Annotated in this window: 21 protein-coding genes; 16 read left to right on the top strand and 5 right to left on the bottom strand. The window is 66.6% G+C overall.

What is annotated here, in order from left to right; genetic code table 11:
• Nucleotides 1-62: 62 nt before the first annotated feature.
• Genes AC3FJ6_RS21755 through AC3FJ6_RS21745 form a run of 3 tightly spaced genes read left to right on the top strand, consistent with a single transcriptional unit; the run spans nt 63 to nt 2538 of the window.
• On the top strand, nt 63-1187 hold the full coding sequence (locus AC3FJ6_RS21755; RefSeq protein ID WP_400395310.1) for a muconate/chloromuconate family cycloisomerase: 1125 nt from the start codon (nt 63-65) through the stop codon (nt 1185-1187).
• Between the two features lie 50 nt (nt 1188-1237).
• Nucleotides 1238-1516: a muconolactone Delta-isomerase gene (gene catC / locus AC3FJ6_RS21750; RefSeq protein ID WP_488773696.1), complete on the top strand. Its 279-nt coding sequence runs from the start codon at nt 1238-1240 to the stop codon at nt 1514-1516.
• Nucleotides 1517-1545: 29 nt separating this feature from the next.
• Nucleotides 1546-2538 carry a tripartite tricarboxylate transporter substrate binding protein gene (locus AC3FJ6_RS21745; protein WP_488773695.1) on the top strand — a complete coding sequence of 331 codons (993 nt, stop codon included), beginning with the start codon at nt 1546-1548 and terminating at the stop codon, nt 2536-2538.
• Between the two features lie 95 nt (nt 2539-2633).
• On the opposite strand, the gene AC3FJ6_RS21740 is transcribed toward AC3FJ6_RS21745, so the two are convergent.
• Together AC3FJ6_RS21740 and AC3FJ6_RS21735 are read right to left on the bottom strand one after the other, a co-directional pair.
• Nucleotides 2634-3716, bottom strand: coding sequence for a calcium:cation antiporter (locus tag AC3FJ6_RS21740; protein ID WP_488773694.1), 1083 nt, complete (start codon nt 3714-3716; stop codon nt 2634-2636).
• 113 nt (nt 3717-3829) lie between these two features.
• A complete protein-coding gene (locus tag AC3FJ6_RS21735) occupies nt 3830-4000 on the bottom strand; it encodes a hypothetical protein (RefSeq protein WP_488773693.1) in 171 nt (56 codons plus the stop codon).
• 313 nt (nt 4001-4313) lie between these two features.
• Here AC3FJ6_RS21735 and AC3FJ6_RS21730 point away from each other — a divergent pair, with 313 nt between their 5' ends.
• Nucleotides 4314-6434 carry a TonB-dependent receptor family protein gene (locus AC3FJ6_RS21730; protein ID WP_488773692.1) on the top strand — a complete coding sequence of 707 codons (2121 nt, stop codon included), beginning with the start codon at nt 4314-4316 and terminating at the stop codon, nt 6432-6434.
• Nucleotides 6435-6449: 15 nt separating this feature from the next.
• Here the strand turns inward: AC3FJ6_RS21730 and AC3FJ6_RS21725 are convergent, their stop codons facing one another.
• Nucleotides 6450-7115, bottom strand: a complete 666-nt coding sequence (locus AC3FJ6_RS21725; RefSeq protein ID WP_488773691.1) for an SOS response-associated peptidase — start codon at nt 7113-7115, stop codon at nt 6450-6452.
• 455 nt (nt 7116-7570) lie between these two features.
• On the opposite strand from AC3FJ6_RS21725, the gene AC3FJ6_RS21720 reads away from it, so the two are divergent.
• Complete coding sequence (locus AC3FJ6_RS21720; RefSeq protein ID WP_400397156.1) at nt 7571-8302, top strand: BON domain-containing protein; 732 nt, start codon at nt 7571-7573, stop codon at nt 8300-8302.
• Nucleotides 8303-8305: 3 nt separating this feature from the next.
• On the opposite strand, the gene AC3FJ6_RS21715 is transcribed toward AC3FJ6_RS21720, so the two are convergent.
• A complete protein-coding gene (locus tag AC3FJ6_RS21715) occupies nt 8306-9382 on the bottom strand; it encodes a GlxA family transcriptional regulator (protein WP_488773746.1) in 1077 nt (358 codons plus the stop codon).
• Between the two features lie 99 nt (nt 9383-9481).
• On the opposite strand from AC3FJ6_RS21715, the gene AC3FJ6_RS21710 reads away from it, so the two are divergent.
• Complete coding sequence (locus AC3FJ6_RS21710) at nt 9482-10759, top strand: M20/M25/M40 family metallo-hydrolase (protein WP_488773690.1); 1278 nt, start codon at nt 9482-9484, stop codon at nt 10757-10759.
• Between the two features lie 55 nt (nt 10760-10814).
• Here AC3FJ6_RS21710 and AC3FJ6_RS21705 read toward each other — a convergent pair whose 3' ends face one another.
• Entirely contained in the window at nt 10815-11741 is a 927-nt protein-coding gene (locus tag AC3FJ6_RS21705; protein WP_400393538.1) for a LysR family transcriptional regulator, read from the bottom strand.
• A 369-nt stretch (nt 11742-12110) separates the two neighbouring features.
• Between AC3FJ6_RS21705 and AC3FJ6_RS21700 the strand changes: the two genes are divergently transcribed.
• The 10 genes from AC3FJ6_RS21700 to AC3FJ6_RS21655 all read left to right on the top strand — a co-directional run bounded on the left by AC3FJ6_RS21700 (nt 12111) and on the right by AC3FJ6_RS21655 (nt 24279).
• Nucleotides 12111-12986, top strand: a complete 876-nt coding sequence (locus AC3FJ6_RS21700) for an alpha/beta hydrolase (protein WP_153948798.1) — start codon at nt 12111-12113, stop codon at nt 12984-12986.
• A 228-nt stretch (nt 12987-13214) separates the two neighbouring features.
• On the top strand, nt 13215-14453 hold the full coding sequence (locus AC3FJ6_RS21695) for an efflux RND transporter periplasmic adaptor subunit (RefSeq protein WP_400393539.1): 1239 nt from the start codon (nt 13215-13217) through the stop codon (nt 14451-14453).
• 103 nt (nt 14454-14556) lie between these two features.
• Complete coding sequence (locus AC3FJ6_RS21690) at nt 14557-17748, top strand: efflux RND transporter permease subunit (protein WP_400393540.1); 3192 nt, start codon at nt 14557-14559, stop codon at nt 17746-17748.
• 11 nt (nt 17749-17759) lie between these two features.
• A complete protein-coding gene (locus tag AC3FJ6_RS21685; protein WP_153948801.1) occupies nt 17760-19244 on the top strand; it encodes an efflux transporter outer membrane subunit in 1485 nt (494 codons plus the stop codon).
• A gap of 148 nt (nt 19245-19392) precedes the next feature.
• Nucleotides 19393-19788 (top strand): hypothetical protein, encoded by a 396-nt coding sequence (locus AC3FJ6_RS21680; protein WP_488773688.1) that lies wholly within the window; start codon nt 19393-19395, stop codon nt 19786-19788.
• A gap of 40 nt (nt 19789-19828) precedes the next feature.
• Nucleotides 19829-20290 carry a DUF2127 domain-containing protein gene (locus AC3FJ6_RS21675; protein ID WP_488773687.1) on the top strand — a complete coding sequence of 154 codons (462 nt, stop codon included), beginning with the start codon at nt 19829-19831 and terminating at the stop codon, nt 20288-20290.
• 117 nt (nt 20291-20407) lie between these two features.
• On the top strand, nt 20408-20698 hold the full coding sequence (locus AC3FJ6_RS21670; RefSeq protein WP_488773686.1) for an antibiotic biosynthesis monooxygenase family protein: 291 nt from the start codon (nt 20408-20410) through the stop codon (nt 20696-20698).
• A 69-nt stretch (nt 20699-20767) separates the two neighbouring features.
• A complete protein-coding gene (locus AC3FJ6_RS21665) occupies nt 20768-21406 on the top strand; it encodes a CDP-alcohol phosphatidyltransferase family protein (RefSeq protein ID WP_400396852.1) in 639 nt (212 codons plus the stop codon).
• Nucleotides 21407-21519: 113 nt separating this feature from the next.
• Nucleotides 21520-23034: a DUF1254 domain-containing protein gene (locus tag AC3FJ6_RS21660; protein ID WP_488773685.1), complete on the top strand. Its 1515-nt coding sequence runs from the start codon at nt 21520-21522 to the stop codon at nt 23032-23034.
• 129 nt (nt 23035-23163) lie between these two features.
• A complete protein-coding gene (locus tag AC3FJ6_RS21655) occupies nt 23164-24279 on the top strand; it encodes an NADH:flavin oxidoreductase/NADH oxidase (protein ID WP_488773684.1) in 1116 nt (371 codons plus the stop codon).
• Nucleotides 24280-24372 lie beyond the last annotated feature (93 nt).

The following is a 24372-nucleotide window of genomic DNA, read 5'->3' as shown; positions in this document are numbered from 1 at the left end:
TTGGACGCCAGTCAGGTCAAGGTCCATACTGGGTGCAACGCGTACATGAGCATGGAAAAGGTATGACTGCGACAATTTCTTCGATCGAGGCCATCCTGGTGGACCTGCCGACCATCCGGGCCCATCAGCTGGCCATGGCCACGATGCAGCAGCAGACGCTGGTCATCGTGCGCCTGCGTTGCAGCGACGGCGTGGAGGGTATCGGCGAGGCCACGACCATCGGCGGCCTGTCGTATGGTGACGAAAGCCCCGAGGGCATCAAGCTGACGATCGACACCTACCTGGGCCCTGCGCTGGCCGGGCAGGACGCCACCAACGTGCATGGCGCGATGGCGCGCCTGAACAAGGTGGCGCGCGGCAACCGGTTCGCCAAGTCGGCGCTGGAGTCGGCCCTGCTCGACGCGCAGGGCAAGCGCCTGGGCGTGCCGCTGGTCACGCTGCTGGGCGGCGCCGTGCGCGACACGCTGCCGGTGCTCTGGACCCTGGCCAGCGGCGACACCGGCCGCGACATCGAGGAAGCCGAGCGTTTTCTGGAAGAACGCCGGCACAACACGTTCAAGCTCAAGATCGGCCGCCGCAGCGTGCGCGACGACGTGGCGCACGTGTCGGCCATCAAGCGTGCGCTGGGCGACCGGGCCCGCGTGACCGTGGACGTCAACCAGGCCTGGAACGAAGCCGATGCCGCGACCGGCATCGCCATGCTGGAAGCCGCCGGCATCGATCTGATCGAGCAGCCCACCCCGCGCGAGCATCGCACCGCGCTGGCCCGGCTGGCGGCGCGCTTCGTGGTGCCGATCATGGCCGACGAAGCCGTGACCGGGCCCGAGGACGCGATGGAACTGGCCCGCCTGGGGGCCGCCGACGTGTTTGCGCTGAAGATCGCCAAGTCGGGCGGCATCTTCGGCATGCTGCGCACGGCTGCCGTGGGCGACGCGGCCGGCATCGCGCTCTATGGCGGCACCATGCTCGAAGGCGCCGTGGGCACCATCGCCGCCGCGCACGGCTTCTGCACGCTGCCGCAACTGGCGTGGGGCACCGAGCTGTTCGGTCCGCTGCTGGTGAAGGACGACATCGTGGTGGACCGCCCGGTGTTCAAGGACTTTGCGCTGCACCTGCCGAAGGGTCCGGGGCTGGGCCTGGCCATCGACGAAGACAAGCTACGCCACTATCGCCGCAAGGCGGGCTGAGACGGTCATTCAGCCATTCCGATTACGCATTCAATCCGGAGACACATCCCATGTTGTTCCTTGTCAGGATGGACGTGCAGATCCCGCACGACCTGCCGGCCGCTACGGCCGACGAGATCAAGGCCCGCGAAAAGGCCTATTCGCAGGACCTGCAGCGCCAGGGCAAGTGGCAGGCGCTGTACCGCGTGGTGGGCGAGTATGCCAACTACAGCGTGTTCGATGTGGAATCGAACGACGAACTGCACACGCTGCTGGCCAGCCTGCCGCTGTTCCCGTTCATGAAGATCCACGTCACCCCGCTGGCAAAACACCCGTCGTCGATCCGCTGATCGGCAACCAGAAAAGAAGGAACGGAGACATGAAGTCCTTGCTGCAACGGTCGGCCCGCGTGCCGGCCGCATTTGCCATTTCCGCATCGCTGCTGTTTGCCGCAGCCGCCCCGGCGCACGCCGCCTATCCCGACCATCCGATCCGCTGGGTGGTGCCGTTCCCAGCGGGCGGTGCGATGGACAACATCGCGCGTACGCTGGGCGAAGACATGGCGAAGTCGCTGGGCCAGGCCATCGTGGTCGAGAACCGCCCCGGCGCCGGCGGCAATATCGGCGCCGAGATGGTGGCGCGCGCGCCGGCCGACGGCTACACGCTGATCATCGTGGCCAACGGCATGGCCGTGAATCCGGCGCTGTACGGCAAGCTCAGCTACGACCCGATCAAGGATTTCGCGCCGGTGTCGCTGCTGGCCGTGGTGCCCAACGTGCTGGTCGCCAACAAGGCGAAGAATCCGCAGAAGACGGTGGCCGAGGTCATCGCCAGCGCCAAGGCCCGGCCCGGCAAATACACCTATGCGTCGGCCGGCAACGGCACGTCGATCCACCTGGCCGGCGAGCTGTTCACGTCGATGGCGCACGTGGACCTGCTGCATATCCCGTACAAGGGATCGGGCCCGGCCATGACCGATCTGCTGGGCGGACAGGTGGACTACATGTTCGACAGCATCACGTCGGCCAAGCCCCATATCGACAGCGGCAAGCTGACGCCGATTGCGGTGACCACCAGCAAGCGGTCGACTGCGCTGCCCAATGTGCCGACGGTGGCCGAGGCGGGCGTGCCGGGCTATGAGCTGTCGCCGTGGTTTGCCGCGTTCGTGCCGGCCAAGACCCCGCAGGCGGTGATCGACACGTTGAACCGCGCCATGCTCGAATCGCTGAAGAAGCCGTCCGTGCAGCAGCGTCTGGCTGGCATCGGCGCGGAGCCGATCGGCAGCACGCCGGCGCAGCTGAAGGACCACCTGGCCAAGGAAACGGTCAAGTGGGGCACGCTGATCCGCGAACGGGGCATCCATGCCGACTGAGCGGACGGCGGCGACCGATTGCCGCCAGCGGCGCTGACCGGATTGTGTTTTTCCCCTCGCCCATGGAAGGGCGAGGCGCGAGTCGGGCCTTGCTGCTACGGCACGATTGTCAGGAACAGGTACGCCGCGAAGATCACCATGTGGACCACGCCCTGGAGGATGGTCGTGCGGCCCATGCCAAGCGTCAGCGACGCGACGATCATCGTCAGGAACAGCAGCACCATTTCCTTGGCGCTCAAGCCCAGTTCCAGCGGCTGCCCGATGGTGATGAACACGATGGCCACCGTCGGAATGGTCAGGCCGATACTGGCCAGGGCCGACCCCAGCGCCAGGTTCAGGCTGGTCTGGATGCGGTCGGACCGCGCGGCGCGCAGCGCGGCAAGCCCTTCGGGCAGCAGCACCAGTGCCGCGATCACCACCCCGACCACCGCTGCCGGCAACCCGGCGTCCGCAACGGCCTTTTCCACCGACGGCGACAGCAGCTTGGCCAATGCCACCACGGCCACCAGGCAGACCACCAGCAGCACGCCGCTGGCCGCCGCCACGCGCCCGGGGGGCGGCGGCGCATGGACGTTTTCGTCGTTGCTGCCGTCCACCAGGAAGTAGTCGCGATGCCGCACGGTCTGCACGAAGACGAAGCAGCCGTAGAGCAGCAGCGACATCACGCCGGAGAACGCCAGCTGGGACGATGACAGGACAGGCCCCGGCGTGGTGCTGGTGAAGTTCGGCAGCACCATCGTCAACCCGAGCAGCGTGACCAGGATGGCCATGGCCGCATTGGCGCCCGGCGCCTGGAAGGCCTGCTCGCGATGGTGCAGCGCGCCCACAAACAGGCAGATGCCGACAATGCCGTTGCAGATGATCATGACCGCCGCGAACACCGTGTCGCGCGCCAGGCCGGCTTTCTCCGGCCCGGACGACAGCATGACCGATACGATCAGCGCCACCTCGATCACGGTCACGGCAACGGCCAGCACCAGCGTGCCGAACGGTTCGCCAACCTTGTGAGCCACCACCTCGGCATGATGGACGGCCGAAAACACCGCACCGGCCAATGCGATCGACATCAGGGCGATCAGCCAGGCCTGCCCCGTCATTGCAACGCCCAGGCCGAAGGCGGCCCAGGCGGCCAGCGGGGACCAGATGGTCCAGGCCGGCAGTTTGTTGGCAGTTGCCATGTCTTGTTCCCTTTGTTCTTGTGGCTCACAGGCGCGAGCGTGCACGCCGCGTGGCGCGGGCGCAAGAGGTTCAGGCAACGACAGGGCGCGGCAGTTCCCGGCGCGTGCGCGGATCAGTCGCGCGACGGGCCGCCGCGCGGCGCGCCGGCGCCATCGTCGCGGCGTGCGGGGGGCGGCGGATCGGTGTCCCGCAGGGCCGGGTGATTTCGATAGATCCAGCGGGCGGCGATGATGATCACCGCCAGAAACGCGAGCGCGTATCCGACAAACGAGACTGCGTGCATGTTCTGACCCAGGTTGGTCCGGCTCTTCTGGCCGGTGGCCGGTCAGTATGGGTGCGGGCCGATATGGCGCCCACCCTCTATCGGTGGGGCGCTGGCATCACCCAAACGCGGGGTGTGCCGTTCCAGGATCGGTGATGCGACAGCGATGTCTTGAGGGCTCAACTCGTGTGGAGTTCGACAAATGTCGTCTATGGGCAACACATTGTCGTGATCGGCATACATTAAGCGCGTCTTTTCCCCGTGGGACTACAAACGAGAACCGTTATCACTTACATTCGTGGCCTTTGTCAGTGTCTTGTTACAAGGGAAGACCATGAATTCGAGCCGTCGCGGACTGCCATTCGCCGCGCCCCACTTTGCCCCGTGCGCCACGGCGCTGGCTGTCTCGATGCTGTGCCTGACGCCGCAATGGGCGGCCGCCCAGGACGCCCCGGGACCGGTGCAGGGCGGTGAGACGGAAAAGATGCTCGAAACGGTGCAGGTTTCCGGAAACTGGCTCGGCACGGGGCTGCAGAACAGCGTGAAGACCTTCCCGGGCGCGCGCACGGTGGTCAGCGAGCAGCAGATCGAACAAAGCGGCGCACAGAGCATTGGCGACGTCATGCGCCGCATCCCCGGCGTGCAGGCGACCGACAACTCCGGCACGGCCGGCAGCGCCGTGTCGCTCAACATCGGCGTACGGGGCCTGTCCGGTCGCTACACGCCGCGCTCCACGGTGCTGCTCGACGGCATCCCGATGGCCGTGGCGCCGTACGGCCAGCCCCAGTTGTCGTTTGCCCCGGTCAGCCTGGGCAACATCGAATCGATCGACGTGGTGCGCAGCGGCGGCGCCGTGCGCTACGGCCCGCAGAACGTGGGCGGCATCATCAATTTCAACACCAGGCCGATTCCGGGCGTGTTCAGCGGCGAGGCGTCGGTACGCGAGAACCTCTACACCGAAGGTGGCGGCAAGAACACCCAGTACAACGCGTTCGTGGGCACCACGCTCGACAGCGGCCTGGGCATCGCGCTGCTCTACTCGGGCATGACGGGGCGCGAATGGCGCCAGGGCAGCGACGACAACGTCAACGACCTGGCCGTGAAGTTCGCCTACGACATCACGCCGACGTCGCAGGTCTACGGCAAGTTGTCGTACTACGACGTCAAGTCGAAGACGCCGGGCGGGCTGAGCGTGGCGCAGTACAACGCCAATCCGTTCCAGAACACGCGCCCCGACGACTACTGGAGCGGCAACCGCTACGGTTTCGACCTGGGCTACGTGAACACGATTTCCGCGAACCAGGAATTCGAGATCCGCACGTTCTTCAACGAAAGCTACCGCCAGAGCACGCTGCAGCAGAGCGCCACCGTGATCGCGCACCAGCCGCGCAACTACACGACGTTCGGCATCGAGCCGCGCTTCACGCAGCGTTTCGGCGTGGGCCCGACCACGCATGACGTGACGGTCGGCTACCGCTACATCCGCGAACGCGGTGACGACAACCAGTTCAGCACGAACCGCCAGACCGGCGTGAACGGTCCGACCACCACGTTCGACAATGCCACCGACGCCCACGCCGTCTACATCGACGACCGCATCGCCTACGGCAACTGGCGCATCGTGCCGGGCGTGCGCTTCGAGCATATCGACACGTCCCGCCAGCAGCGCAACACCGCGACGCAGTGGGAAAGCCTGAACAACAAGGCGCTGCCGTCGGTCAACGTGTCGTACCTGGTGAACAGCGCCTGGACGGTGTTTGCCGACTACAGCACGTCGTTCGGCCCGGTGCAGAACACGCAGCTCAATTCGCAGACGCCGAACAATCCGCTGCAGCCTGAAGTGGCCAAGACGTTCGAAGTGGGTACCCGCTGGACGGACAGCCGCATCAAGGGCGAGCTGACCGCGTTCAAGATCAAGTTCGACAACCAGATCCTGCAGGTGCCGGGCCTGTTCCCGGCCACGTTCCAGAACATCGGTGCGACCGATCACGACGGCGTGGAAGCGGCCATCGACTACACGTTCGACCGTGCCAGCGTGCTGGGCGGCCTGAACCTGTACGCCAACTACACGTACACGCGCGCGATCCAGAAATCGGGCACCACGGCCGGCCTGGACGTGCCGTTCTACTCACGCACCACGGACACGATCGGCGCACGCTACGACTGGCGCAGCTGGACGTTCAACGTCTCCACCACGCACCAGAGCAAGCAATACGCGGATCTGGCCAACACCGTGGCCGAGAGCGCGGACGGCAGCAACGGCCTGATCCCGGGCTTCCGTACGTGGAATATCCAGGCCATGTTCAAGCTGCCGCAGCGCAAGAACACCGACATCACGGTCGGCATCAACAACCTGTTCGACAAGCGGTTCTATACGCGTACCACCGACAGCAATGCCGGCCGCCTGGTGGGCGCGCCGCGCATGGTCTACATCCAGGCCCGCGCCGCGTTCTGAGCGTAGCCGGAACGGCTAGTCCGAAGGTGGCGGCGGCCCCTTTGTCGTCCCGCGCGGCGGCAACGGGGCCGGCTCCGCCACCAGTTTCTCGGCTGGCAGCAGGCGCAGCAGCGTTCTGGCCACCTCGGGATCGCGGCAGTTCAGCCATTCGTCCCAGTCTTCGCGTGGCAGGATCACCACGCCGCGCTTCTCGTCTCCGGGTTTGTGAAACCGCTGCATCAGCGGATGCTGGTCGGCATTGACCGTCGGCATCGTGAACGACACGGCGCCACCGGGCCATGCCCGCCAGAGCCCGGCAATCGCAAACGGCTCGCCGCCCGGCAAGCCGATCTTCCACCGCACCGCCTTGCCGCTTTCGTAGTTCGGCTCGTAGAACGCCGCGGCCGGCACCAGCGCCAGCTGGCAGGACTTCCAGAACCTGGCGAAGGACGACAGCTTCCCGATGGTCTCCACACGCGCATTGGCGGTGGGGTAGTAGCGCGTGCCGGGCGGGATGGTCGCCTTGGGCACCATGCTGAACGATGCCAGCACGCTTTCCCAGGCCGCGTCGCCCGTATTCTGGCGCACGATGGGCGCGGCATAGTCGGGCCATGTCTCCTCGGGATACAGGCCCGGCGGGGGCTCGACGCCAAAGATCTCGCGCAGGATGCGTTTCTGGACGGGGGCATAGTTGACGCACATGGGGGCTCCGGGGGCGCGGTTCTGCCGCCTATGGTCGGCACCGCGGCGCGGGCCGTCAATACGCGATCATCGGCGGCGCGTTCGTGCCTCCGGACGTTATGCCGGTCTTTGTGCCGGACTTTGCGCCGGACTGAAGCGCCGCGGACGCCGTCCGGCTGAACGGCTGGACGGTGTCGGGCTGCGCACTTGTCCGGGATTGCCGCCAGCCGGCTCAAACGCCCACCGTGACGCCGGGCGATGCGGCATGTGACGCCAATGCCGCTACGGGCGGGCAACGGACGTTTGAAACACCGGCGCAGGGGCGGCCCCACGGACGGCGACTTTGCCGGGGCGCTTCCTATAATGCCTGTGTGGCGCGGCACCACGTGGGCAAAACGGCCGCACCGCGCCACGCGTGCTTGCAGGCAGGGGCGCGCTTCCCACCCATCTCCACGTCAAATGGGGAGACACATATCATGCTGAGTAGCGAAGCGGTGCTGACGCAGGCGCGAGCCGCGTTGGCGCATGTGCCATATCAGGGCCACCAGATCCATCCCACCATTCACCTGCGACTTTCCGACGGAGCCCTGATTCTGGAAGGCGAAGTGGCCGACGTCATGGACAAGACGCGCGCCACGGCCCGGCTGCGCCGTCTGGACGGCGTTTCCACCGTGATCGATCACCTGCGCATCGCCCATGCCGGCCCGATAGTGGGCGATGGCGATCTGCGCGCGGCCGTTTGCGATCGGCTGCTCAATGCGATCGACTTCCGTAACTGCAAGATCTGCGCGAAGGTGAAGGGGCAAGTCGAGCCGGTGCGCGAAGCCGTGGGCGAGCGCAGCGGCTGGATGGAGGTGGCGGTCCATGACGGCGCGGTCATGCTGAGCGGCCAGGTGATCAGCCTGTCGCACATGCGCCTGGCCGGCGTGCTGGCGTGGTGGTCGCGCGGCTGCCGCAACGTGATCAACGACATCGTGGTGGCGCCGGCCGAGGCCGACAGCGACGAGGAACTGAGCGAGGCGTTGCAACTGGTGCTGGAAACCGACCCGTTCGTGGATGCCGCGCGCATCCGCGTGCGTACCGAGGGCCGGGTCGTGACGCTCGACGGCTACGCGTCCAGCGACGGCGCGCGCAAGCAGGTGGAGCGCGATGCATGGTACGTGCAAGGCGTGGAGGACGTCATCAACCATATCGCCCTGAGTAGCTGACATCTAGTCGACGATGCCGGCATCGACGCGCGCTGCCTGGTCTTCCACGCGCCAGTAGCGGCGCCGCGTGCGCAACGCAAAGCGCGAGCGGTATTCCGACATCGACATCTGCATGGTTCGCTGGAACAGGCGCCGGAAGGCGGCGGCATCGCTGTAGCCGCAGGCCTCGGCAATCGCCTGCGTGCCGTGCAGCGTGACTTCCAGCAGCATGCGTGCGCGCTCCACGCGCAGGCGGTGCAGGTAATCCAATGGGGTGCGCCCGGTCACCTGGCGGAAATGGCGTAGCAGCGTCCGTTCGCTGACGGCTGCGGCGCGCGCCACGGCCGCCAGCCGGTAAGGCTCGCCAACATGCGCCTGCAGCCAGCCGATGGCGCGATAGACCGGGCTATCGGCCGTCTTGCCAAGCCAACGCTGCGAAACCAGCTCGGGTGCCCACTGCTGGCGTTCGGGCTGGTAGAGCAGCAGGCGCGCCACTGCCTGCGCCAGGTCGGGATCGTGCAGATGGCCCAGCACGCGCAGCATGAATTCGGTCTGCAGGGCCGGCGCCACGCAATGGAAGACCTGCCCGTGCAGTCCCATCGGTTCATCCGATGACAGGTCGCACGCGGGAAAGCGTTGCGCGAACCAGCTCTGGAACATCCACGGCGCGCCGCAGCGCGCGCCATCGAGCTGCCCCAGCAACAGTGGATAAGCCATCCCGGTGTAGATCGACGCCACCCAGCCCCCGGCATCCATATGCCGGGCCAGCAGGCGTTGCGTGGCGGTATCGGCGGCGGCCAGTTCGCCGAGATGGGGCGCGCTGGCCGCCATCAGTCCCGGCACCACGATCAGCACCTGGGCCTGGCGCGGAGCGCCCCGGCGCGATGTGGACAGGCCGGGCAGCGGGTCGGGCAGGGCGCGTCCGCTGGCGCCGATGATCTCCCACGTCAACCGGGCCGGCGCGCCCGGCTGCTGCAACCGCGCCACGCCCGCGGCGGTACGCAGGACATCGAGCGCGCCGAACAGCGTGCCAGGCATGGCATCGGGCAACCAGAGCAGCTTGACATGCAGGGGCGCGGCGGGCGGGGGCGTGGGGCGCATGGCGGGATTGGCATCGGGATTGGCGATATTGAACCTCCCCTCCGGATAGCGCAAGCGATACATTGGAGCTCCAACGACAACAGAGAACAGGAGACCCGCATGCCGCTTTCCCTTCGCCGCCTTGCCCGCGCCACGGCTGGTGCCACCGCCATCGCCCTGGCCGCCGCAATGGCCTGCGGTGCCGCGCTGGCCGCCGGACCCGACCAGGCGCTGCTCGATGCCGCGCGCGCCGCGCAGCCCGCCGTGGTGCAGTCGCTCAAGGACATGGTGACGATCGAATCGGGCAGCGCCGACATGCAGGGGCTGACGCGCATGGCCGACTACACGTCGCAGAGGCTGCAGGCGCTGGGCGCGAAGGTGGAGCGGCTGCCCATGACCACCAGCGCCGCGCCGATGGTCAAGGCCACGCTGACCGGCACCGGCAAGCGCCGCATCATGCTGATCGGCCATATGGACACGGTGTATCCGGCAGGCATCCTGGCGTCGCAGCCGATCCGCGAGGACGGCAACCGGCTCTATGGCCCCGGCATCGCCGACGACAAGGGCGGCCTGGCCGTGATCCTGCATTCGCTGGAAATCCTCAAGGCGCAGGGCTGGAAGGACTACGCGCAGATCACGGTGCTGCTGAACCCGGACGAGGAAATCGGCTCGCTGGGCTCGGGCGAGACCATTGCCACGCTGGCCGCGCAGCACGACGTGGTGCTGTCGTGCGAGCCCAACGTGGCGAAGTCGGTGGCGAAATCGGAATCGCTGCTGCTGGCCGCCGCCGGCACCGCCACGGCGACGATGCAGGTCAAGGGCCGGTCATCGCATGCCGGCGCGGCGCCCGAACTGGGCCGCAACGCGCTGCTGGAACTGGCCTACCAGATGCAGGAAACGCGCGACCTGGCCAAGACGATACCGGGCGCGCAGATGAACTGGACGCAGGCCAGGACCACCGGCCCGCTGAACCAGATTCCGGAGACAGCCACCGCCGTGGGCGATGTGCGCGTGACCGCCGGCGGCGCCGCGCAGAAGCTGCAGGCGGCGTTGCAGCAGAAGGTCGATGCGGGCCATCTGATTCCCGACACGAAGACCACGATTGCGATGGAAGAAGGGCGCCCGGCCTTCGTGGCCGATGCGCGCTCGAAGGAACTGGCCGCGCGGGCCCAGCAGATCTATGCGGAGATGGACGGCCGGTCGCTGATCCTGATGCCGGGCACCGGAGGCGGCACCGATGCGGGCTTTGCAGGGCGTTCGGGCAAGGCGGTGGTGCTGGAAAGCTTCGGCCTGTCAGGCTTCGGCTATCACGCACGCGACGAATACGTGGAGCTGGATTCGATCGTGCCGCGCCTGTACCTGATGACGCGGATGCTGCAGGAGATCGGGAAGCACTGAGGTTAGGGGGATGCCTCTCCCGCGCGCGGGACGTACGCGGGAGAGGGGCAGGACATCAGGCCGCCAGCTGCTGCGGCGCGGCGCCGAAGTGCGGATGCCGCGAGAAGATCTCCGCCGCCCAGTTCACGAACACGCGGACCTTGGCCGACAGGTGCCGGTTCTGCGGATACATCGCAGAGATCGGCAGTTCGTCGGTCTGCCAGTCGGTCATGACCTCGACGAGCCGGCCGCTCTGGATATACGGCTCGGCCATGGCGCGCGAGATGCGTGCAATGCCATGGCCTTCCACCGCGCAGCCCAGGTACACGTCGGCATCGTTGGTCGAGATCACCGAGGGCAGCAGCACTTCGGTGCTCTCGCCGCCACGGATCAGCGTCCACGGCGTTTCGCGTCCAGTACGGTTGGACAGGAAGTTGATGGCCTTGTGCTGCGACAGCTCGGTCAGGTCGTGCGGTGTGCCAAAACGCCGCAGGTAGATCGGCGACGCATAGAACGCCAGCTTCACCTGTCCGATGCGCCGTGCCACCATGGCCTCGTCGAGCGCACCCACGCGCAGCACCACATCCACGCCTTCCTTGAGCAGGTCGATGGGCTTGCCGTTGATGGTCAGTTCCAGCTTCAGTTCGGGATAGGCATTGAAGAAGTCGTGCAGTTGAGGCATCAACACCAGCTGCGCGAGCCCGCTGGTGGTATCCACGGCCAGCGTGCCTCGCGGCGAGTTGTTGTGGCGCGTCAGCGACTGCTCCGCTTCCTCCACATCCGCCAGGATGCGCACGCAGCGTTCGTAGTAGGCAGCGCCATCGGTGGTCACGCTGATCCGGCGCGTGGTCCGGTGCAGCAGCTTGACGCCAAGGTGGGTTTCCAGGTTTTGTATCAGGCGGGTGAGGGTGGCCTTGGGCAGGTCCAGCGACTCCGCCGCGCGCGCAAAGCTGCCGACATCCACCACCCGAGTGAATGCCTGCATTGAGACAAGACGATCCATGATGTTGCTTTCGAAAGGAGTAAGACCGGGCTACGTTCCGAAGGATGTCTGGCGGTATGGGTCCGCTGCATGTCAAGTGCGCGGCCTGGATTTGCTGCCGGCGGTCCGCCAGTGGCGGCCGGAGCGGGGACGGGTGGAGGGTGGGGCGCCGGCGTTTGCGCTGTTTCCCCAAGTGCGCAGATGCCGAAGGACCGGAGTGAATCACATTTCAGGTATCCATTTCAAGCCGTGTGGGTTCACTTCGATGATTATTCCAACGCAGAAACAGTGCATTGGCAATAGGTCGCTTTATCCCATCGTTGTCAATCACCATAATTCGCTGCATCGCAATACAGTAATCGACGGTCTTTGCCGGCCGCCGTGCCAACCATGACCAAGACCACGACTCCCCGTAGTTCCGCCGTACAACCGGCCGCAGAACAGGGCGAGGCAATCGTGATCCAGCACGTGGTGGCCAGCGGCGAGCGCGAAATGAAGGTCTGCGTGGGTTACCCCGCAGGTTATTGGCCTGTGAGCGCCGGTGCGCCATTGTTGCCGTGGATGCTCTACCTGCATGCCGGCGGCTTTGTCGACGGCGGTGTCGAAGCCGCGAAGGAACTGGTGCGGGATCTGGCGGAGTCGGTCCCGGCCGTGGTGGTGACGCCGGATTACTCGCTGGCGCCTGAAAATCCGTTCCCGGCAGCGCCCGAGGACGCCGTGAACACGGTGTCGTGGGTGCTCAAGCAGGCCCGCAAGCTCAAGGTCGACAAGCTGCGCTTTGCGCTGGTGGGCGAGGAAGCCGGTGGCAACCTGGCCATCGCCACGGCGCAGATGCTGCGTGACCGTGGCCTGCCACAGCCGGCGGGCCAGTGGCTGATCCGGCCGGTGACCGATCCGTGCCTGCAGCACGCGTCGTCCGGCGGGCAGGTGCCGATGGAAATGCTGCGCAAGCTGGCGTGCAACTATCGCGACTACCTGCCCACGCCGGCCGCCAGCGTGCACCCGTATGCGGCCCCGGCGCTGGCCTCGCGGCTGGCGGGACTGCCGCCCACGCTGGTGCAGGTGGCGGAAAAAGACGCCCTGCGCGCGGAAGGCGAGGCCTTCGCCGCCAAATTGTCCAAGGCCGGCATCCCGGCCAGGGCCCTGATCATGCCCGGCGCCTGTGGCGACGGGGTGGAACAGTCCCATGAGATGTGTCAGGCATGGGTCAAAGAAGGTGCGCGGTTCCTGCGCGAAAGTTTCGCCAAGGCCGACGACGCCTCGTAATCCGGTCCGAACGCCGGCCGGCGCCGTGAATGCTGTGACGGTGCCGGATTCTCCCGCCAGCGCCCTTTGAGGCTGGCACCCCTGTAGTGGCTTGCTTCTGTCCGATCCGGGACGGAGGACCCCTTGTTGTTCCCGTTTTTCCGGCCCCCTGGGCGGGCGGGCAGCGTTCGGCCTGATTTTTTGCTTTTCCAGTTGAAGAAACCCGACGAAAACACGGAGTGAAGAAAGATGAATGACAAGTCTCGACGCACGCTGATCGCCTTTGCCATCGTGGCAATTCTTGGGGCGGGCGTGGCAACCTCGGTACTGCAACCCTGGCACGGCGGGGAAGCACAGGCCAATACGCCGCCCCCGGCGCCGGCCGTGGAAGTGTCGGCCGCGGTGGGCCAGACCATCACCGAATGGGATGAGTTCTCGGGCCGCATCGAAGCCGTGGACCGCGTGGAAATCCGTCCGCGTGTTTCCGGCACCATCGAAACGGTGCATTTCCGGGAAGGCTCCATCGTGAAGAAGGGCGACCCCCTGTTCACGATCGATCCGCGCCCGTACGCCGCCGAAGTGGCACGCGCCGAAGCGGCGCTGGCCGCTGCGCAGGTTCGTGCATCGCATGCGCAGACCGAGAAGGCCCGTGCGCAGCGCCTGCTGGACGACAACGCGATCTCGCGCCGCGAGTTCGACGAGCGCATCAACGCCGCCAGCGAGATGTCGGCGGACGTGCGCGGCGCGCAGGCGGCGCTGGAAGTGGCGAAGCTGAACCTGAGCTACACGCGCATCGTTGCACCGGTCTCGGGCAAGGTGTCGCGGGCGGAAATCACCGTGGGCAACCTGGTGGCCGCGGGCGCCGCGTCGCCGCCGCTGACTTCGGTCGTGTCGGTCTCGCCGGTGTATGCCAGCTTCGATGTCGACGAGCAGAGCTACCTGCGCTACACGGCGCCGGGCGCCAGCGGCGGCAAGAACGACCTGCCGGTGTTCCTGGGCCTGGCCAACGAGGACGGCAATCCGCACAAGGGCAAGATCCATTCGATCGACAACCGGCTCGATACGCGTAGCGGCACCATCCGCGTGCGCGCCGTGTTCGACAACGAGGATGGCCGTCTGCTGCCGGGCCTGTACGCCAAGGTCAAGCTCGGCGGCGGCTCGCCGCATCCGGCCGTGCTGGTCAACGATCGCGCCATCGGTACCGACCAGGGCAAGAAGTTCGTGCTCGTGGTCGACAAGGCCAACAAGCTCGTGTATCGCGAAGTCGAGCTTGGACCGACGTACGAAGGGCTGCGCGTGATCCGCAAGGGGCTGCAACCGGGCGAGAACATCGTCGTGAACGGCCTGATGCGCGTGCGCCCTGGCGACACCGTGGCACCGAAGGCCGTGGCCATGGCCTATCGCAGCGAGCTTGAGCCGCGCGGCACCACCCCCGACCGCAAGCAGGCCGCGGAAGAGGGCAAGGCCGGCAAGGCCAAGGTGAGCTGAGCGCCCGCCCGAAGCCACACCGAACTGAAATTCCCCCTGCAGCAGTACATGGCGTCCGCTCGACGAGCGGACGGCCAGGGGGACTGCTTTCGCCGAGACCAAGATGAATCTCTCGAAATTCTTTATCGATCGCCCCATTTTCGCGGGCGTGCTGTCGGTGCTGATCTTCCTGATCGGCGCCATCTCGATGTTCAAGTTACCGATCTCGGAGTACCCGGAAGTGGTACCGCCCTCGGTGGTGGTGCGCGCGCAGTTCCCGGGCGCCAACCCGAAGGTGATCGCCGAGACCGTGGCCACGCCGCTGGAGGAACAGATCAACGGCGTCGAGGACATGCTCTACATGAACTCGCAGGCCAACAGCGACGGCAACCTGACGCTGACGGTGACCTTCAAGCTGGGCACCGACCCGGACAAGGCCCAGCAGCTGGTGCAGAACCGTGTCTCGCAGGCCGAGCCGCGCCTGCCCGAGGACGTGCGCCGGCTGGGCATCACCACGGTCAAGAGCTCGCCTGACCTGACCATGGTGGTCCACCTGGTGTCGCCGAACGACCGCTACGACATGACGTACCTGCGCAACTATGCGCTGATCAACGTGAAGGACCGCCTGGCGCGGATCCAGGGCGTGGGTCAGGTGCAGATGTTCGGCTCGGGCGACTACTCGATGCGTGTCTGGGTGAACCCCGAGAAGATCGCCGAGCGCGGCCTGGCCGCGTCCGACGTGGTGCGCGCCATCCGCGAGCAGAACGTGCAGGTGGCGGCCGGCGTGATCGGCCAGTCGCCGTCGCTGCCGGGCACCGACCTGCAGCTGTCGGTGAACGCCCAGGGCCGTCTGCAGACCGTGGAGGAGTTTGGCGACATCATCGTCAAGACTTCGCCCGACGGCGTGGTGACGTACCTGAAGGACATCGCGCGCATCGAACTGGGTGCGTCGGAATACGCGCTGCGCTCGCTGCTGGACAACAAGTCCGCCGTGGCGCTGCCGATCTTCCAGTCGCCGGGCTCCAACGCGATCCAGATCTCGAACGACGTGCGCAAGACCATGGCCGAGCTGAAGGCCAACATGCCGGAAGGCGTGGACTACAGCATCGTCTATGACCCGACGCAGTTCGTGCGCCATTCGATCGAGGCCGTGGTCCACACGCTGTTCGAGGCCATCGCGCTGGTGGTGCTGGTGGTGATCCTGTTCCTGCAGACGTGGCGCGCATCGATCATCCCGCTGCTGGCGGTGCCGGTGTCCATCGTCGGTACGTTCGGCCTGATGCATGCGTTCGGCTTCTCGATCAACGCGCTGAGCCTGTTCGGCCTGGTGCTGGCGATCGGTATCGTGGTGGACGATGCGATCGTGGTGGTGGAAAACGTCGAGCGGAACATCGAGGAAGGGCTGTCGCCGAAGGAAGCCACCTACAAGGCCATGCGCGAAGTGTCCGGCCCGATCATCGCCATCGCCCTGACGCTGATCGCCGTGTTCGTGCCGCTGGCGTTCATGACGGGCCTGACCGGCCAGTTCTACAAGCAGTTCGCGCTGACGATCTCGATCTCGACGATCATCTCGGCGTTCAACTCGCTGACGCTGTCCCCGGCCCTGTCAGCACTGCTGCTCAAGGGCCACGACGCGCCCAAGGACTGGCTGACGCGTGGCATGGACCGAGTCTTCGGTGGCTTCTTCGCCCGCTTCAACCGCTTCTTCGGTCGCAGCTCGGACAACTATGGCCGCGGCGTGAAGGGCGTGATCCGCCGCAAGGGTTCGGTGTTCGGCGTCTACGCCGTGATGCTGGTGGCCACCTGGGGCGTGTTCCAGATGGTGCCGAAGGGCTTCGTGCCGGCGCAGGACAAGCAGTACCTGGTGAGCTTCGCAAAGCTGCCTGACGGCGCCACGCTGGACCGTACCGAGGACGTGATCCGCCGCATGTCGGATATCGCGCTCAAGCATCCGGGCGTGGAATCGGCCGTGGCCTTCCCGGGCCTGTCGATCAACGGCTTCACCAACAGCCCGAGCGCCGGCATCGTGTTCGTCACGCTCGACCCGTTCGACAAGCGCAAGAGCAAGGAGCTGTCCGGCAATGCGATTGCCGCCGACCTGAACAAGCAGTACGGGTCGATCCAGGACGCGTTCATCGCCGTGTTCCCGCCGCCGCCGGTACAGGGCCTGGGCACGATCGGCGGGTTCAAGATGATGATCGAGGACCGTGCCGCGCTGGGTTACGACGAATTGTTCAGCGCCACCAACGCGTTCATGACCAAGGCGCGCGCGACCCCGGAACTGGCTGGCATCTTCAGCAACTACCAGGTGAACGTGCCGCAGCTGGACGTGCAGCTTGACCGTACCAAGGCCAAGCAGCTAGGCGTGCCGGTGACCGACGTGTTCGAGACGCTGCAGACCTATCTTGGCTCGTCGTACGTGAACGACTTCAACAAGTTCGGTCGTACGTATCAGGTCAAGGTGCAGGCCGATGCGCAGTTCCGCCAGCATGCCGAGGACATCCTGCAGCTCAAGGCGCGCAGCAGTTCCGGCGAAATGGTGCCGCTGTCGTCGCTGGTGAAGGTCAAGCAGGGCTTCGGTCCGGATAGCGTCACGCGCTACAACGGCTTTACCGCCGCCGACATGAACGGTGGTCCGGCCCCGGGCTTCTCGTCGGGCCAGGCCCAGGCCGCCGCCGAGCGCATTGCCGCCGAAACGCTGCCCAAGGGCATCGGCTTCGAGTGGACCGAGCTGACGTACCAGGACATCCTGGCCGGTAACGCCGGGGTGTGGATCTTCCCGCTGTGCGTGCTGCTGGTGTTCCTGGTGCTGGCCGCCCAGTACGAAAGCCTGACGCTGCCGCTGGCGGTGATCCTGATCGTGCCGATGAGCCTGCTGGCCGCCATGACCGGTGTCTGGCTGACGCGTGGCGACAACAACATCTTCACGCAGATCGGTTTCATCGTGCTGGTGGGGCTGTCCGCGAAGAACGCGATCCTGATCGTTGAGTTTGCCCGGGAACTGGAACACCAGGGCCGCACCGTGGTGCAGGCCGCGATCGAAGCCAGCCGCCTGCGTCTGCGCCCGATCCTGATGACGTCGTTCGCGTTCATCATGGGCGTGGTGCCGCTGGTGGTCTCGACTGGCGCCGGTGCGGAAATGCGCCATGCCATGGGCGTGGCGGTGTTCGCGGGGATGCTGGGCGTGACGTTCTTCGGCCTGTTCCTGACGCCGGTGTTCTACGTGGCACTGCGCCTGCTGGCCACCCGCAAGCAGCGTCGTGAAGCGGTTGCGACGGATGTGCCGGCTTCGCACGCCGTGCCGTCCGCAGAGTGATGGTGAAAGACATGAACAACATCGTGATGAAGCAGTACCTGCCCAGGCTTGGTGCCCTGGCCGCCGCGCTGGTGCTGGCGGGCTGCTCGCTGGCACCGACCTACAAGGTGCCCGAGACGCCAACCGCCGCCACCTTCAAGGAGGCCGATGCAGCCGCCACCGAAGGCGCGCAGTGGAAGACCGCCACGCCGGCCGAAGGCCAGCAGCGCGGCGACTGGTGGCGCGTGTTCGGCGACGCCGAACTGGACCGGCTGATCGACGCCGCCAACGCGCATAACCAGGACCTGGCCGCAGCCGCAGCCCGCCTGAAGCAGGCGCGGGCGTTCACGGGCGCCACCGAGGCGGACATGTATCCGCAGCTGAGCGCGGGCTTCGACCCGACGCGTACGCAGCCGTCGGCCGCGTCGCAGGGCCTGCCCGATGGCACCCGCGTGTCGCCGCAGACCGTGTACAAGGCGCGACTGTTCGCCAACTACGAGCTCGACCTGTTCGGTCGCGTGGCCAGCAGCGTGAACGCTGCCCGCGCCGAAGAGAAGGGCGCAGAGGACCTGTACCGCTCGGTGCAGCTCGCGTTGCAGGCCGATGTGGCGCAGGCTTACTTTGCCCTGCGTACGCTCGACAGCGACCGTGAGCTGCTGAACGCGACGATCAAGTTGCGAGAGGATTCGCTGTCGCTGCTGCGCAAACGTTACGAGGCGGGCGAGACGACCGACCTGGACCCGGCCCGCGCCGAATCGGAACTGGGCACGGCGCGTGCCGACCTGGCCAGCATCGAGCGTCGCCGTGCCAATCAGGAGCATGCGTTGGCGGTGCTGACCGGCGTGGCCCCGTCGCAGTTCGGGCTGGCCGCCAGGCCGTTCGACACGGCGCCGGTGGCGGTGCCGGCGGGGCTGCCGTCGGAACTGCTGGAGCGCCGGCCCGACATCGCTGCGGCGGAGCGCCAGATGGCGGCCGCCAATGCGCGGATCGGCATTGCAAAGGCCGCGTTCTTCCCGCGCATTTCGCTGACGGCGCTGTTCGGCTTCGAGTCTTCGGACCTGTCGAACCTGTTCAAGTGGTCGTCGCGGACATGGATGCTCGGGCCGCTGGTGGGCACGACGGTGGCGCAAACCATCTTTGACGGTGGCCGCAACAGCTCGAACCTGGCCGGCGCCCGCGCCGCCCACGAGGAAAGCGTGGCGCGCTACCAGCAGACCGTGCTGGTGGCCTTCCGCGAGGTCGAAGACAGCCTGGCCGATGTGCGCTGGCTCAGCCAGCAGGCCACGGCGCTCGATGGCGCACTGGCTGGCGCCCGGCGTGCCCAGCGCATTTCGCGCAGCCGCTACGACGCGGGCGCCGTCGATTACCTGACGGTGATCGACGCGGACCGCACCGTGCTGCAATCGCAGCGCGATGCCAACGCGGTGGCCGGCCTGCGCGCGGCGGCGACGGTGGCGCTGGTGCGCAGCCTGGGCGGCGGCTGGGGCCCGTTGCCGGAGGCGGTGGCGAAGAACTGAGGCAGGTTCGCCTGCCGCCGTGGTGCCCACCCTCTCTCGCAAGCGGGAGAGGGTGGGCATCACAATCGGTCACAAACATTGCTGGCGCGATGTTTCCAGGTCACTACACTGGAAAGATCGCGCCAGTTCTGTTTTAGGGAGGGCCGATATGCGATTCCTTCGCCGGATGGCCGTCGCGATTGTCCTGCTCGGCACCTTGCTGCCCGTCGTCTGTGGCGCGCAGACCGTCACCGGCTCCATCGCCGTCGGCGGCTCGGCACGGGTGAAAGGGCCGGCCACGGTGAACGGCACCCTGAGCGTGGACGGCCATGTCTACGCCAACGGCCCGCTGACCGCTGCGTGGTTCGCGACGCCCGGCCGCGGGTATCCGCCGCCGATGGAGCGGTCGCTGCTCAAGGTCTTTCATGGGCCGTTGACCGTGCAGGGATCGATGGTGGTGCACGGCGATCTCTATGTCGACGGCCCGCTGACGGTGAACGGGCCGCTAGAAGCCGGCGGCGGCATCGATGCCAACGGGCCGATGGTGGAGCGTCAGGCACGTTGATGTTGCACAATGGCGACTTCGCTGATTTTCACGACCCGTCATGGCGCACGTCAGCCAAGGAATTGGCCTCAAGAGCATTGCCCTGTTCGAAGCCGCCAAGGGCGCCCTGGTGATCCTGGCCGGGCTGGGCCTGGTGGCGTTGCTGCACGCCGACGCCCAGGCGCTGGCCGAAGCCATTGTCGGCCGCTTCCACCTGAATCCGGCCAGCCACTATCCGAAGGTCTTCCTGGCACTGCTGTCGCATCCCAGCGACGGCCGGCTGTGGGCCATCGGCGGATCGGCCGCGGTGTACGCGCTGATGCGCTTCGCCGAGGCCTACGGACTGTGGTTTGGGCGTGCCTGGGGTAACTGGCTTGGCGTCTGGTCCGGCGGGATCTACATTCCGGTGGAAGTGTACGAGGCCGTGCGGCATCCCACGTGGATCCATGTGGGGCTGGCGGTGGCCAACGCGCTGGTGGTGGTCTACCTGGTGCAAAGCCTGGCGCGCCGCACGGTCAAGTAAGCCGGGCGGCTCAAATCTGCTAAGGTAGACACGCGATGCCGCGCGCCTGGCGTGCGGCCGCCCTGCCACGCGGTGCTGTCAGACAGCCACCGATATCAACCGCCCTAGAGACCCATCATGATTCACGAAATTGCACAGATCACGATCAAGCCCGGCATGGAAGCGCAGTTCGAGGCCAACGTGGCCAAGGCCAAGCCGCTGTTCCTGCGGTCCAGGGGCTGCCATGGCCTGAATCTGCAGCGGTCGATCGAACAGCCGTCGCAGTACGCGCTGGTGGTGGCCTGGGACACCGTGGAAGACCATATGGTCCATTTCCGCGAGTCGGACGAATTCCAGCAATGGCGCACCCTGGTCAGCGACTGCTTTGCCGCGCCGCCGGCCGTCCATCACGTCAACACGGTGCTCTGAGCGGCCCCGATCGCGACTGACCGCCCACGCACGTGACGCAGGCGCCGATGCGCCAAAGGAGCCCGCCGCATGTCGACCCCTCAGCAGCGCCCCCGGCATTTTTCGATGCTGCGCGACCTGCAGCTGGCGGATTTCTTCACGCTGGCCAATGCGGCATGCGGCATGGGCTCGGTGTTCTACGCGATGTATTTCGTTGCCGAGCCGTCGCTCAGGCATTTCTATATCGCGGCGGCGCTGGCGCCGGCCGCGTTTATCTTCGATGTGCTGGACGGCCGCATCGCCCGCTGGCGCCACGCCCATTCGGCGCTGGGCCGTGAGCTGGATTCTCTGTCGGACATCATCTCGTTCGGCGTCGGCCCGGCCACCCTGGCTTTCGCCGCCGGCATGCGCGGCGGCTGGGACCTGGCGGCGCTGATCTACTTCGTCTGCTGCGGCGTCAGCCGCCTGGCCCGCTTCAACGTCACGGCCGAGACCCTGGCCGAAGGCTCGGCCCTGGGCAAGGTCAAATACTTCGAAGGCACGCCCATTCCCACCAGCGTGGTACTCACCGGCATCCTGGCCTGGTGCGCCTCGCATGGGCTGATCGGCGATGCCCTGCCTGCGGGCGCGATGGCCATCGGCCCGGGCACGTTCCACCCGATGTCGCTGCTGTTCGTGCTGAGCGGCTCGCTGATGATCAGCAAGACGCTGCGGATTCCGAAGTTCTGAACAGGCGATTTCGCATCGAAATCTTTTAGATCGGCTGCGAAGACTTTGAATCGACGGCTTGAGGCGGCTGCGCTATGTTCGGCGCGTATCCGAACCCTCGAGGAGCCGTTTTCATGCCGAATTCCGTTGCCATCAGGCTGGGCAGCCTTGCGCTGCTTGCCGCCGGGCTTGCCGGTTGTGCGTCGCAGGCACCGTCTTCCTACAAGATGACCACGCCGATCCCGCCGGAGATCACCACGCCGGCGTCGGTCGATACCCGCATTGGCAGGCTGGAGTTTTTCGACGGTGTGCCGACGGCCGCGACGGCCCAGAAGGTCTTCGACAACATCGATTTCGCGCGCGGGGTCGAGGCGTTCCTGAATGGCGTGCCCGGGGCGTCGATGGTGGCCATCCGCACCGGCTTGCGCAGCGTGGGCGCGGTGGACAGCACCGTGGGCGTGTACGAGCAGCTGATGGATTCGAAGTCGATCTACCTGACGCCAAACAGCGAGACCATCTACTTCTGGAACTGGATGGATCTCAAGGACGGCCCGGTGGTGGTGGAAACCCCGCCGAACATCCTCGGCGTGGTCGACGATTTCTGGTTCCGCTATGTCACGGACATGGGCAACGCGGGGCCGGACAAGGGCAAGGGCGGCAAGTACCTGTTCGTGCCGCCCGGCTACACGGGCCAGCTGCCGGCCAGCGGCTACTACATCGTCAAAAGTCCAACGTACGGCAACCTGCTGTTCGGCCGGGCGTTCATGCAGCATGGCGACCCGCGTCCCGGCGTGGCCAGCCTGAAGGCCGGGCTCAGGGTCTACCGGCTGGCTGACGCGGCGCGCCCGCCGGAGACGAAGTTCATCAACCTGTCGGGCAAGGTCATGAACACGGTCCATGCCAACAACTTCCGGTTCTATGAAGAGGTCAACCAGATCATCCAGGAAGAGCCGGCCGGCGCGTACGGCCCCGACATGACCGGCATCTTCACGGCCATCGGCATGCAGAAGGGCAAGCCGTTCGCGCCCGATGCACGCATGAAGCAGATCCTGACCGACAGTGTGGCGGTGGGCAACGCAACGGCCCGTGCCATCGACTTCCGCAATCGTGACCCGCGTACGCTGATCTTCCAGGACCGCCGCTGGACCACGCCGTTCATCGGCGGCAGCTATGAATGGCTGGACAACGGCGCCCGCAATTTCGACGCGCGCACGCTGTTCTTCTACGCCGCCACGATCGACACGCCGGCGATGGCCGTGGCGATGCCGGGCATCGGCTCGCAGTACGCGGCATCGAACCTCGACGCCGCCGGCACCCCGCTGGATGGGGCCAAGACCTATCGGCTGCACGTGCCGCCCAACGTGCCGGTCAAGGACTTCTGGTCGGTGGTGGTGTACGACACGCAGACCCGCTCGATGCTGCAGACGGACCAGCAGTTCCCGAGCCTGTCCAGCGAGAAGTCGCTGGTCAAGAATGCCGACGGCTCCGCCGACCTGTACTTCGGTCCGCAGCCGCCAGCCGGCAAGCAGGCCAACTGGATCCAGACCATTCCGGGCAAGAGCTGGTTCACGATCTTCCGGCTCTACGGCCCGCTGCAGCCGTGGTTCGACAAGCAGTGGAAGCTCGACGACATCGTCGAGGCCTCGTGAACCCGGGCTGACAAGGCGGGAAAATCCACGATGGAGGCGGGGTCAGCAAGGTTTGCGGGCGGCGTCTACAATCCCCGGACGTTGCCCGCTCCCGCGCAGGGAGCCCCCTGGAATCCAAGGAAACTCCCCATGCCTCATCTCTTCGATCCGTACCAGATCGGCAATCTTGCGCTCGCCAACCGCATCGCCATTGCGCCCATGTGCCAGTACTCGGCGGAAGCGGGCTCGGCCACCGACTGGCACATGATCCACCTGGGCAGCCTGGCGCTGTCCGGTGCGGGCCTGATGATCGTGGAGGCCACGGCGGTGTCGCCGGAAGGCCGGATCTCGCCGGCCGACCTGGGCCTCTACAGCGATGCCAACGAAGCGGCGCTGGGCCGCGTGCTCGATGCGGTGCGCCGCTATTCGCCGATTGCCGTGGCGGTGCAGCTGGGCCACGCGGGCCGCAAGGCGTCCAGCCAGGCCCCGTGGGATGGCGGCGCGCAGATTCGTCCCGATGCCCCGACCGGCTGGCAGACCGTGGCGCCGTCGGCCGTTCCCCATGCCGCGGACGAGGTGCCGCCCACGGCGCTCGACCGCGCCGGCATGCAGAAGATCCGCGACGATTTCGTGGCCGCGGCAAAACGTGCGGCACGGATCGGCGTGCAGGGCATCGAGGTACACGGTGCGCATGGCTACCTGCTGCACCAGTTCCTGTCGCCGATCGCCAACCACCGCACCGACGAATACGGCGGCAGCCTGGAGAACCGCATGCGGTTTCCGCTGGAAGTGTTCGACGCCGTGCGCGAGGCGTTTCCGGCCGAGCATCCGGTGTGGATGCGTGTGTCGGCCACCGACTGGGTGCCGAACGGCTGGGATATCGACGGCACGATTGCGTTGTCGCAGGCGCTCAAGGCGCGCGGCTGCGCGGCCGTGCATGTGAGCACCGGCGGCGTGTCGCCGCAGCAGGCCATCAAGCTGGGGCCGGGCTACCAGGTGCCCTATGCCCAGCGCGTAAAGGCCGAAGTGGGCCTGCCGACGCTGGCCGTGGGCCTGATCACCGAACCGGAGCAGGCCGAGGCGATCATCGCCAATAACGAGGCCGACATGATCTCGATTGCGCGCGCCATGCTGTATGACCCGCGCTGGCCGTGGCATGCGGCGGCAAAGCTTGGCGCGCAGGTCGATGCGCCGAAGCAGTACTGGCGCTCGCAGCCGCGCGGGCTGGAGCACCTGTTCCGCAGCGCGCATTTCGGGCAGCGGTAAGCGCCACGCGGCGCGGGGCGAGGGGTCCCCGAGGTGTCCCCGAGGTGTCCCCGAGGTGTCCCCGAGGTGTCCCTTTCGCGAGGTTCGGCGCAG

Source organism: Cupriavidus sp. 94F1, from assembly GCF_057798875.1.
This window is presented reverse-complemented; position numbering and strand designations above follow the sequence as displayed.

What these genes read in the sequence shown, in the direction of transcription:
- AC3FJ6_RS21755 (WP_400395310.1), top strand. Translation starts at nt 63, where the DNA reads ATGACTGCGACAATTTCTTCGATCGAGGCCATCCTGGTGGACCTGCCG.
- catC (WP_488773696.1), top strand. Translation starts at nt 1,238, where the DNA reads ATGTTGTTCCTTGTCAGGATGGACGTGCAGATCCCGCACGACCTGCCG.
- AC3FJ6_RS21745 (WP_488773695.1), top strand. Translation starts at nt 1,546, where the DNA reads ATGAAGTCCTTGCTGCAACGGTCGGCCCGCGTGCCGGCCGCATTTGCC.
- AC3FJ6_RS21740 (WP_488773694.1), bottom strand. Translation starts at nt 3,716, where the DNA reads ATGGCAACTGCCAACAAACTGCCGGCCTGGACCATCTGGTCCCCGCTG.
- AC3FJ6_RS21735 (WP_488773693.1), bottom strand. Translation starts at nt 4,000, where the DNA reads ATGCACGCAGTCTCGTTTGTCGGATACGCGCTCGCGTTTCTGGCGGTG.
- AC3FJ6_RS21730 (WP_488773692.1), top strand. Translation starts at nt 4,314, where the DNA reads ATGAATTCGAGCCGTCGCGGACTGCCATTCGCCGCGCCCCACTTTGCC.
- AC3FJ6_RS21725 (WP_488773691.1), bottom strand. Translation starts at nt 7,115, where the DNA reads ATGTGCGTCAACTATGCCCCCGTCCAGAAACGCATCCTGCGCGAGATC.
- AC3FJ6_RS21720 (WP_400397156.1), top strand. Translation starts at nt 7,571, where the DNA reads ATGCTGAGTAGCGAAGCGGTGCTGACGCAGGCGCGAGCCGCGTTGGCG.
- AC3FJ6_RS21715 (WP_488773746.1), bottom strand. Translation starts at nt 9,382, where the DNA reads ATGCGCCCCACGCCCCCGCCCGCCGCGCCCCTGCATGTCAAGCTGCTC.
- AC3FJ6_RS21710 (WP_488773690.1), top strand. Translation starts at nt 9,482, where the DNA reads ATGCCGCTTTCCCTTCGCCGCCTTGCCCGCGCCACGGCTGGTGCCACC.
- AC3FJ6_RS21705 (WP_400393538.1), bottom strand. Translation starts at nt 11,741, where the DNA reads ATGGATCGTCTTGTCTCAATGCAGGCATTCACTCGGGTGGTGGATGTC.
- AC3FJ6_RS21700 (WP_153948798.1), top strand. Translation starts at nt 12,111, where the DNA reads ATGACCAAGACCACGACTCCCCGTAGTTCCGCCGTACAACCGGCCGCA.
- AC3FJ6_RS21695 (WP_400393539.1), top strand. Translation starts at nt 13,215, where the DNA reads ATGAATGACAAGTCTCGACGCACGCTGATCGCCTTTGCCATCGTGGCA.
- AC3FJ6_RS21690 (WP_400393540.1), top strand. Translation starts at nt 14,557, where the DNA reads ATGAATCTCTCGAAATTCTTTATCGATCGCCCCATTTTCGCGGGCGTG.
- AC3FJ6_RS21685 (WP_153948801.1), top strand. Translation starts at nt 17,760, where the DNA reads ATGAACAACATCGTGATGAAGCAGTACCTGCCCAGGCTTGGTGCCCTG.
- AC3FJ6_RS21680 (WP_488773688.1), top strand. Translation starts at nt 19,393, where the DNA reads ATGCGATTCCTTCGCCGGATGGCCGTCGCGATTGTCCTGCTCGGCACC.
- AC3FJ6_RS21675 (WP_488773687.1), top strand. Translation starts at nt 19,829, where the DNA reads ATGGCGCACGTCAGCCAAGGAATTGGCCTCAAGAGCATTGCCCTGTTC.
- AC3FJ6_RS21670 (WP_488773686.1), top strand. Translation starts at nt 20,408, where the DNA reads ATGATTCACGAAATTGCACAGATCACGATCAAGCCCGGCATGGAAGCG.
- AC3FJ6_RS21665 (WP_400396852.1), top strand. Translation starts at nt 20,768, where the DNA reads ATGTCGACCCCTCAGCAGCGCCCCCGGCATTTTTCGATGCTGCGCGAC.
- AC3FJ6_RS21660 (WP_488773685.1), top strand. Translation starts at nt 21,520, where the DNA reads ATGCCGAATTCCGTTGCCATCAGGCTGGGCAGCCTTGCGCTGCTTGCC.
- AC3FJ6_RS21655 (WP_488773684.1), top strand. Translation starts at nt 23,164, where the DNA reads ATGCCTCATCTCTTCGATCCGTACCAGATCGGCAATCTTGCGCTCGCC.